This window comes from Brevundimonas sp. AAP58 (assembly GCF_001295975.1).
Taxonomy (GTDB): Bacteria; Pseudomonadota; Alphaproteobacteria; order Caulobacterales; family Caulobacteraceae; genus Brevundimonas.
The window spans coordinates 49,969-59,026 of sequence record NZ_LJHU01000074.1 but is presented as its reverse complement, the minus strand read 5'-3'; the positions used below and the strand labels follow the sequence as shown (position 1 = coordinate 59,026).

10 protein-coding genes are annotated in these 9,058 nt (G+C 66.6%); 1 reads left to right on the top strand and 9 read right to left on the bottom strand.

The window, feature by feature from the left end; translation table 11 throughout:
- The 3 genes from IP78_RS10360 to IP78_RS10350 form a co-directional block, all read right to left on the bottom strand.
- Window positions 1–1,371, bottom strand: a 1,371-nt coding sequence (locus IP78_RS10360; protein WP_054111601.1) for a CoA-acylating methylmalonate-semialdehyde dehydrogenase, incomplete at its 3' end; no start/stop codon positions are given.
- Between the two features lie 73 nt (window positions 1,372–1,444).
- On the bottom strand, window positions 1,445–2,017 hold the full coding sequence (locus tag IP78_RS10355) for a cob(I)yrinic acid a,c-diamide adenosyltransferase (protein WP_054111600.1): 573 nt from the start codon (window positions 2,015–2,017) through the stop codon (window positions 1,445–1,447).
- Window positions 2,018–2,019: 2 nt separating this feature from the next.
- Complete coding sequence (locus tag IP78_RS10350; protein ID WP_054111599.1) at window positions 2,020–2,223, bottom strand: twin transmembrane helix small protein; 204 nt, start codon at window positions 2,221–2,223, stop codon at window positions 2,020–2,022.
- Between the two features lie 134 nt (window positions 2,224–2,357).
- Here IP78_RS10350 and IP78_RS10345 point away from each other — a divergent pair, with 134 nt between their 5' ends.
- On the top strand, window positions 2,358–3,482 hold the full coding sequence (locus IP78_RS10345; protein WP_054111598.1) for a hypothetical protein: 1,125 nt from the start codon (window positions 2,358–2,360) through the stop codon (window positions 3,480–3,482).
- 136 nt (window positions 3,483–3,618) lie between these two features.
- Here the strand turns inward: IP78_RS10345 and ahcY are convergent, their stop codons facing one another.
- The 6 genes from ahcY to IP78_RS10315 form a co-directional block, all read right to left on the bottom strand.
- The gene (ahcY, locus tag IP78_RS10340) at window positions 3,619–5,010 is read right to left on the bottom strand and encodes an adenosylhomocysteinase (RefSeq protein WP_054111597.1); all 1,392 of its coding nucleotides are present in this window, start codon (window positions 5,008–5,010) and stop codon (window positions 3,619–3,621) included.
- Between the two features lie 115 nt (window positions 5,011–5,125).
- Entirely contained in the window at window positions 5,126–5,533 is a 408-nt protein-coding gene (locus tag IP78_RS10335) for a type II toxin-antitoxin system HicB family antitoxin (protein ID WP_054111596.1), read from the bottom strand.
- Between the two features lie 25 nt (window positions 5,534–5,558).
- The gene (locus tag IP78_RS15825; protein ID WP_082384953.1) at window positions 5,559–5,750 is read right to left on the bottom strand and encodes a type II toxin-antitoxin system HicA family toxin; all 192 of its coding nucleotides are present in this window, start codon (window positions 5,748–5,750) and stop codon (window positions 5,559–5,561) included.
- A gap of 96 nt (window positions 5,751–5,846) precedes the next feature.
- Window positions 5,847–6,863 (bottom strand): HlyD family secretion protein, encoded by a 1,017-nt coding sequence (locus IP78_RS10325; RefSeq protein ID WP_054111594.1) that lies wholly within the window; start codon window positions 6,861–6,863, stop codon window positions 5,847–5,849.
- 23 nt (window positions 6,864–6,886) lie between these two features.
- The gene (locus IP78_RS10320; RefSeq protein WP_054111593.1) at window positions 6,887–7,645 is read right to left on the bottom strand and encodes an ABC transporter ATP-binding protein; all 759 of its coding nucleotides are present in this window, start codon (window positions 7,643–7,645) and stop codon (window positions 6,887–6,889) included.
- The gene (locus IP78_RS10315) at window positions 7,642–8,817 is read right to left on the bottom strand and encodes an ABC transporter permease (RefSeq protein WP_054111592.1); all 1,176 of its coding nucleotides are present in this window, start codon (window positions 8,815–8,817) and stop codon (window positions 7,642–7,644) included. The genes IP78_RS10320 and IP78_RS10315 overlap by 4 nt, the downstream gene beginning before the upstream one ends.
- Between the last annotated feature and the right edge of the window lie 241 nt (window positions 8,818–9,058).

Below are 9,058 nucleotides of genomic sequence, written 5' to 3'. Positions count from 1 at the left end.
GGCCGAGCGCTTCCAGCCGCCGAAGGTGTGATAGGCGACCGGCACCGGGATCGGCACATTGATCCCCACCATGCCGACGTTGACCCGCGCCGCGAAGTCCCGCGCCGCCCGCCCGTTCTGGGTGAAGATGGCCACGCCGTTGCCGTACTGGTGCTTGCTGGGCAGGGCCAGCGCCTCCTCGAAGCTGTTCGCCCGCACGATCTGCAGAACGGGGCCAAAGATCTCCTCCTTGTAGGAGGCCATGTCCGGGGTGACGTGATCGAATAGCGACGGGCCGACGAAGTAGCCGTTCTCGTGGCCCTGCAAAGAGAAGCCCCGCCCGTCGACGACCAGTTCGGCGCCGTCCTTCACGCCCTGGTCGATCCAGCCCTCGACGCGGGCCTTGTGCTGGGCGGTGACGACCGGGCCGTAGTGGGCCCCGGCGTCGGTCGAGACGCCCACACGAAGCGTGGCGATCTCGGCGACCATGCGTTCGCGCAGCTCGTCCGCCGTCTTCTGGCCGACCGGCACCACGACCGGCAGCGCCATGCAGCGCTCGCCCGCCGAGCCGAAGGCGGCGCCGGACAGGTCCTTGACGACCTGGTCCATGTCGGCGTCGGGCAGGACGATGCCGTGGTTCTTGGCTCCGCCCATGGCCTGGACGCGCTTATTGTTGGCCGCCCCCATCTGGTAGACGTAGTGGGCGATGTCGGACGAGCCGACGAAGCTGACCGCGTGGATCAGCGGGTGGGTCAGGATGGCGTCGACCGCCGCCTTGTCGCCGTGCACGACGTTCAGCACGCCCGCAGGGGCACCTGCCTCCATCATCAGCTCGGCCAGACGGACCGGCACGGACGGGTCGCGCTCGGACGGCTTCAGCACGAAGGTGTTGCCGACCGCGATGGCCACGCCGAACATCCACATCGGGATCATGGCCGGGAAGTTGAACGGGGTGATGCCAGAGACGACGCCCAGCGGCTGGCGCATGGAATAGACGTCGATGCCGGGGCCGGCCCCTTGCGTGTATTCGCCCTTGAGCGCGTGGGGGATGCCGCAGGCGAACTCGATGACTTCCAGGCCCCGCTGGATGTCGCCCTTGGCGTCGGCGATGACCTTGCCGTGCTCGGACGACAGCATCTCGGCCAGGTCGTTCATGTTCGCCTCGACCAGGCGCTTGAACTCGAACATCACCCGCGCCCGGCGCTGGGGGTTGGTGCTGGACCAGCCCTCGAAGGCGGCCTGGGCGGCCTGGACGGCGCGATCGACCTCGCCCTCGGTGGCCAGCTGCACGCGGGCCTGCACCTCGCCGGTGTTGGGGTTGAACACGTCGCCGAACCGGCCCGAGGCACCGGTGAACGACGCGCCATCGATGAAGTGGTTGATATCGCGCATGCGAGCGTTTCCCTGAAAGCGACTGTTCTTGATTGGCGGGCGGTTTAGCCGCCGGGGGCTCGCTGCGCCAGCGTCACCGCGTCCCGCCCGGCACCCATTTCACGTCGCCGGCGCCGTTGGCGTTGGCGCGACGCGCGGCGACGAACAGGTGATCCGACAGCCGGTTCAGATACCGCAGCGCCTCGGGCGTCACGGCGGCCCCGGTCTCGACCAGGCGGATGGCCTCGCGCTCGGCCCGCCGCGCGATGGTGCGGGCCAGATGCAGATGCGCCGACAGCGGCGAGCCGCCGGGCAGGATGAAACTGTCCAGAGGCTTCAGGCTCTCGTTCATCCAGTCGATCTCGGCCTCCAGCCGCTCGACCTGGCTGTCGACCATGCGCAGCGCCTCCCATGCTGGCGGCGGGTCCAGCGGTGTGGCCAGATCGGCGCCCAGATCGAACAGCTCGTTCTGGATGCGGCCCAGCATGGCGTCGATGCGGTCATTCTGGCCGGCGTGCAGCCGCGCCACGCCGATGGCGGCGTTCAGTTCGTCGACAGTGCCATAGGCTTCCACGCGGGGATCGCTCTTGGACACGCGTTCGCCCGACGCCAGGCCCGTGTCGCCGTCGTCGCCCGTGCGGGTATAGATCTTGTTGAGGACGACCACGCTCAGCTCCCTTGCGTGGACTTCCACCACATGCCGATGACCAGCAGCAGCACGGCGACGGCCTGCAACCCGACCCGCAGCCGCATCAGCTTGTTGGAGTTCGACCGGGCATAGTCTCCGCCCCGGAAGAGGGCGTAGATGCCAAAGCCCAGGGTGATGGCCACTGCCGCGATGGCGGCCAGGATCAGGATGTCGAACACGCTCATGGCCGCCTATCTAGGCCGGTCGGAGCAGACGCGCCAGCGAGGCGGCCTGCGGCGTTCACGCCCGGCTAACCGCGTTCCTCCCCGCCATTTCAACCTTTGCCGTCCAGGGTGGCCGCGTTCAGGAGCCTCCCGTTTTGACCGACCGCGCCGTCCGCAACCTCGCCAACCTCAGGACGTCGGCGTCCACGGCACGCGTGCTGAACCTGCTGCGCGTCTGGGACGAGCACGGCGGGACCGACGGCTGGAAGGCCGCGCCCATGTTCCGGCACCCCGCGCTGAACCGCGCCCTGATCCTGAAGCACCGGCTGCGCCGCGACGAGGTCGATCGCTTCCGCGTGCGCCGCCATGTCGCCACCAAGATCATCCTGCCGATCGACCGCGACGACCTCCGGATCGGCGGGCGCTACGTCTTCGTCGATCAGATCGGCTACGACCGGACGATGGAGGAGACGTTCGGCATCGGCCCGTCCCATCCCGACCGTCAGGTGCTGGCGCTGATGGACGAACTGCCGGGTCTGGACCCCTTCCTGCTGCGCGAGCAGCTGCGGCGCAATGGCCTGGCCCCCGACCCCTGCTACTTCAACCTGACCGAGGCGGACCTGTCGCGCATGACCGACTTCGTGGCCGATGAGATCCGGCCGCTCGTCGATCTCAGCCTGGGTCCCGACGCGGATCTGGCGGCCGAGAACCCGGTGGCGCGGCTGACCGCCAAGATCATGTCCTTTACACCCGGCGAGGACATGAGCGCGCTGGGTGCCACGCTCCAGCTGGATCCCGCAGAGTACGAGGAGGGTGTCTTCTGCTGGAAGGGCTTTCTCTACTACAAATGGTCGCTCCGGTCGGTGATCGGCGACATCGGCGGGGTTCTGGACGGCGTGCGTCGCATCCGACCCTACGGCCGGATCGAGCCGGACCAGTCCATCGCCATCGAGCGCGCCCGTGAGGCCGTGGACCGCCGCATCATCCTGACCTGCGAGGCCGCCGCCGACATGCTGCGGGTCTATGACGAGGCCTTCGTCTCCATGACCCAGAACGGAGACCCGTCCCAGTTCCGCGACTTCCTGCGCGACGCGCCGCTGTTGTTCACCCGGCTGGGCGAGCGGCTGGGCGCGGTCCAGCACATCGTCAGCTTCTGGCGCTTCCGCACGGCGAAGGGCAAGCCGCGCCTGACAGCCGAGGAGTTGCTGGATCTTCTGGCGGACTTCGAGATCAGCCTGTCGGGGCGCGAGCGCCCTGACGTGGTGGCCTTGGCGGCGTGATCTCAATCCTCCCCCATTGGGAGAGGTGGCTCCGAAGCGGAGCGAAGGAGACGGAGGTGGCTCGGTCCAGGCTCAGCTTGCGCGGCAAGCCCCCTCCACTGCTTCGCGGTCCCCCTCCCCCGATGGGGGGAGGATTTCAGTAGCGGTAGTGGTCCGGCTTGAACGGGCCCGCGCTCGGCACCGAGATGTAGTCGGCCTGTTCCTTGGACAGGGTCGTCAGCTTGGCGCCCAGCTTGCCGAGGTGGAGCATGGCGACCTTTTCGTCCAGGTGCTTGGGCAGGACATAGACCTTGTTCTCGTACTTGGACTTGTTGGTCCACAGCTCGATCTGGGCCAGCACCTGATTGGTGAAGGACGCCGACATCACGAACGAGGGGTGGCCCGTGGCATTGCCCAGGTTCACCAGGCGGCCTTCGGACAAGAGGATGATCTTCTTGCCGTCCGGGAACTCGATGTGGTGGACCTGCGGCTTGATCTCGTCCCACTTGAAGTTCTTCAGGCCCGCGACCTGAATCTCTGAGTCGAAGTGGCCGATGTTGCAGACGATGGCGTTGTTCTTCATCGCCCGCATGTGGTCGACGGTGATGACATCCTTGTTGCCGGTCGCGGTGACGAAGATGTCGGCCGAGCCCTGGACGTCTTCCAGGGTCTGGACCTCATAGCCTTCCATCGCGGCCTGCAGGGCGCAGATCGGATCGATCTCGGTCACGACCACGCGGGCCCCGCCCTGGCGCAGCGAAGCGGCCGAGCCCTTGCCCACGTCGCCGTAGCCGCAGACCACGGCGACCTTGCCCGACAGCATCACGTCGGTGCCGCGACGGATCGCGTCGACCAGGCTCTCACGGCAGCCGTACAGGTTGTCGAACTTGGACTTGGTGACGCTGTCGTTGACGTTGATGGCGGGGAACGGCAGCTCGCCGCGCTCGGCCATCTGATACAGGCGGTGCACGCCCGTGGTCGTCTCTTCCGACACGCCGCCGATGGCGTCGCGGATGGCCGAGTAGAAGCCCGGCTTTTCGGCCAGGTAGCGCTTCATGACCTTGTAGAGGGCTTCTTCTTCCTCGTTCTGCGGGTCGTTCAGGACCGAGGGGTCTTTCTCGGCCTTGGGCCCGAGCACGCACAGCAGGGTGGCGTCGCCGCCGTCGTCGAGGATCAGGTTCGGATAGCCGCCGTCGGCCCATTCGAAGATCTTGTGGGCATAGTCCCAGTACTCTTCCAGGGTTTCGCCCTTGGTGGCGAACACCGGCGTGCCGGCGGCGGCGATGGCGGCCGCGGCGTGGTCCTGGGTCGAAAAGATGTTGCACGACGCCCAGCGGACGTCGGCGCCCAGGGCTTCCAGCGTCTGGATCAGGACGGCGGTCTGGATGGTCATGTGCAGCGAACCGGCGATCCGCGCGCCCTTCAGGGGCTTGGTCGTGCCGAACTCGTCGCGCAGCGCCATCAGGCCCGGCATCTCGGTCTCTGCGATGGCGATTTCCTTGTTGCCGAAACCGGCGAGGGAGATGTCGCGGACGATGTAGTCGGGCATTGGGCGGCTCCTTGAGCACGGCGGTCGAGGTTGGGCGCGCCTATAGCCTGCCCCCGGGGCGAGGGCAAGAAACGTATAAGGATGTCCTTATATGTCGCGGTGGCGTGAACCGACGTCAGGCGTAGTCAGGAAGCCTTTCGGTAGCCATACGTTCTACGAGCGCCGAACGCGTAATGCCCAGACGATCGGCTGTATCGTCGATCGCGGCGAGAATGCCGGAGTCCAGAGACAGGTTCGCCTTGACCGGTCGTCCTAGTCGCTCGACGGCTACGATCTCTGTGACAATCAGGCTGGCTTCCCGGTCTTCGATGAAATCCGGATCGTTGGTGAGCGCCTCGATCGATCTTGGCGCGGGTACGTCTCGTCCCGAAGCGCGTGTCACCTCGATCCAGTGTCGGACGGCTTCGACCGCATTGGCCCGCGCCTCGTCCACCGTCTTGCCCATTGCGGTGCAACCCGGCAGGTCAGGCACGACCAAGCCATAGGCTCCCGGTTCGCCGTCGATCAGCGCAATATAGTGCATCGAACACACCTCGTTCTCATTGCGATCAAAGCCATCCGGCCGTCCTCGCGATCTGTCTGGCGACACCGGGCGAAAGATCCCGATGCCGGGGGACGACGACAACAGCCCCGGATTTGGTGTGCCGGTAGAGGTCGTGACCCTTGCCACCCTCATTGATCCAGCCGTCTGCGTTCAGCCGATCAATCACGCGGCGACGATTGGTTTCCGGCTTTGGCATCGGTTCGCGGTCCGAAATCGCGGACACAAGATGGATTGGATATCCTCTCAGAGCAAGGTCTTGGGCGCATATTTGTGCGCCTCGCAGCGTAGCTCTTTATGCCCTCGGAGCCGGCGTCTGCATCGACCGCGTCGCGGGGACGCCGACGCTGGGTTCGCGGGCGGCGCCGGCGGTCTCGCCGGGCTTCATGAACTTCACCAGCACGCGCTGACCGATCAGGAGCGGCGCGTCGCCGGCAGTCACGACGACCTCCACGACCCGTTCGTCCGACCGCTGGGACGGGTCGTCCGAGGCCAGCTTGCGGGCCCCGAACACGGCGGCGCGGCGCAGGACCGAGCCGACGTAGACGGTCGAGGGGTCGCCCTCGGGGGTGATCTCGACGGCCTGGCCGGTCGATACGTTGGGAATGTCGCTCTCGACGATCTCGGCGCGGGCGATGCGCGGGGCGTCGGGCTCCAGGTCGAACAGGTTGGACACGTTCAGCGTCGAGGCCCCCGAACCCGGGTTGGCGTAGCGTCGCACGATGCGGCCATCGGCGGGCGCGCGGATGACGGTCAGTTCGACGTTGTAGGCGGCCTGGTCGCGGCGGGCGCGAGCGGTCTGCACCGCCGCCTGCTGCGAGGCCAGCCGGGCCTGGGCGGTGGCGATGGCGTCGCGCGCCTGGTCCATCCGCTGGGCGGCGACGAAGTTGGTGGCCACCAGCTGCTGCAGCCGGTCATGCTCGCGCTGGGCCGTGCGGATGTCGACCTGGATCAGACGCAGCTGGGCCTCGGCGGCATTGAGGTCGGCCTGCGCCGTCTGCAGCGCCAGACGCGGTTCGTCGTCTTCCTGACGGGCCAGAATCTGTCCGGCGGTGACGATGTCGCCTTCCTGCACATAGACCTCTCGCACCACGCCGCCCCGACGGGCCGCGATCTGGATCAGCCCGCCCTCGACGTCGACGCGCCCGTTGGCGATGGCGGCATAGGGGCTCTCGACGCGCTCGGCGGCGGATTTCTCCTCGGCCGCCTTCTTGGCCGCGCCCTGGCCCTGCATGAACAGGAAGCCCGCGACGATCACGATGATCAGCAGGACGCCGATCCAGACCCATTTGTTTTTCAGGAAGCCGGGCATGCGTTGAAAATCCTAGTGGGTCGTCAGTGATGGGACGCCAGGGTGGCGTTCGGATTGGGGGTGCGACGCTCGTCGCTGATGATGATGCCGTCCTCGATCTTGATGACGCGGTCGGCCCACTCTTCGAGGCGCGGGTCGTGGGTCACGCAGATCACGGCGGCGCCGTGCTCGGAGGCCGCGCGACGCAGCAGCCGAATGACGATCTGCCCGTTCTCGCCGTCCAGCGCCGAGGTCGGTTCGTCGGCGAACAGGATCTGCGGGTCTTTGGCCAGGGCCCGGGCGATGGCGACGCGCTGCTTTTCGCCGCCGGAGAGGGCCGACGGACGCTGATGCAGGCGGGGCTTCAGGCCGACTTCCTCGAGCGCCAGCGTCGCGCGCTTCTTGGCCGCCGCAGGGGACAAGCCCTGAAACTTCAGCACGGTCTCGACCTGCTGCAGCGCCGTCAGGGCCGGGAACAGGTTGAAGCCCTGGAAGATGAAGCCGCAGTGGTCCAGCCGGAACTTGTCGATCCTGCCGGGCGACAGCTTCCACAGGTCGTCGACGTCGAGGGTGTCGACGCGGCCTTCCTCAGGCCGAAGCAGGCCGGACAGGGCCGCGATCAGGGTCGACTTGCCCGAGCCGGACGGGCCCATGACCATGGTCAGGTCGCCATGGCGGGCATCGAAATCGACCCGCTTGAGCACCTCGACGAAGTTCTTGCCGGACTTGAAGCGCTTGACCAGGCCCTTGGCCTCGATGGCGAAGTCGCCGTGCTTGCCGTGCGATGTGGTGTGAGGGCTCATCGCAGCAGGTCCGCCGGCTGGCTGTTCTTGAGGACGCCGAGGGACAGCATTCCCGACAGCATGGCGATGACGATCAGGCCAATGCTGACGATGATCAGCAGGATCGGCGGCAAGGCGATGATGATGCCGTTCGCCATAGCCAGTTGCGCGACCAGCCATGTCAGTCCGACCGCAGCGAGCACGCCGACACAGCCGACCCAGAAGCTCAGCTCCATGACGATGCGCCGGAGCGATCCCATACCCACGCCCAGGGCGCGGAGCGAGGCGAACTCCTTGATATTGGCCATGATGGCCCCGCGAAGGGTCTGCCAGGTGATGGCGACGCCGATGATCGTTCCGAGGACCACGCAGCCGCCCAGGATGATGACCAGAATGCCCTCCTCGAACATGGCGTTCTGATTGGCGTCGGCGAGTTCCTGCCGGGTCCAGGCCCGCCAGCGTCCGTCGCCGGACGCATTCAGCTCCTCGGCGACCCGCTCCGACTGAGCCGGGTTCTGGACCTTGATCATGAGCGGTCCGACCTGCGGGCTGCTGTCATTGATCTGGCCCAGCATGCGCAGGCTGTCCCGAGACATCACGATCGCAGGCTGCATGGGGTTGGGATACCCGCGCAGAACGCCCACCACGGTCACCGTGCGCCCGTTGAACAGGGCCTTGTCTCCAAGCTCCACGCCAAGGGTGCGCAGCGTCGTTTCATCGATCGCGATGGTGAAGGGCTGCCGCAGCGCTTCGACCAGTTCCTCGGAATAGTCGACCGGGATGGTCACGGCGCCTGGAGCGGTGTCGATGACGTTGACCTGAACGCCTTGGGCCCTCGGGGCTCTCAGCCGGGCCCGTTCGGCTTGGCTCAGCGTCGGATTGTAGTCGCGGATGCTCTGAAATTGACCCCAGCTTCCTGCCAGGGGGCGGACCTCGACAACCTCCGGGTGATTGTAGGCCAGGGGAATAAAGCGGCGCGGCACGCCTGACGGTCCGTCACCAAGCCGTGTCGCGCCGGGCTGCATGATGATTATGTCGGCGCTCGACCGCTCGATGGTCGCGGTGAAGCTCTTGCCGATGCCGATGAACACCCCGGTCATGGCCAGCACCAGCAGGCCGGACAGGGCCAGCGCCATGACGGCCGCCATGTAGCGGCGCCACTCGAACAGCAGCGTAGATAGGGCGAGCGACATGTGTGACAGAAGTGTCCCTGACGTGTGGCGTTATCTGACGCCCCCGAGCCTTCCCACCAAGTTAAATCGGGGTAAGGACGCTTGTCATCGATATTGCGACGCTAGGGACGGGACGAGCAGACCCGAGGGAGCGTCATGATGACAATCGTGCGCCATCGCAACCGCCGTCGCTCGTCATTCCGCGTTCACCCCGATCGGGCTAACCTTGCTCGCGCATGTGCCTTGGGCCTAGTCACAAGAT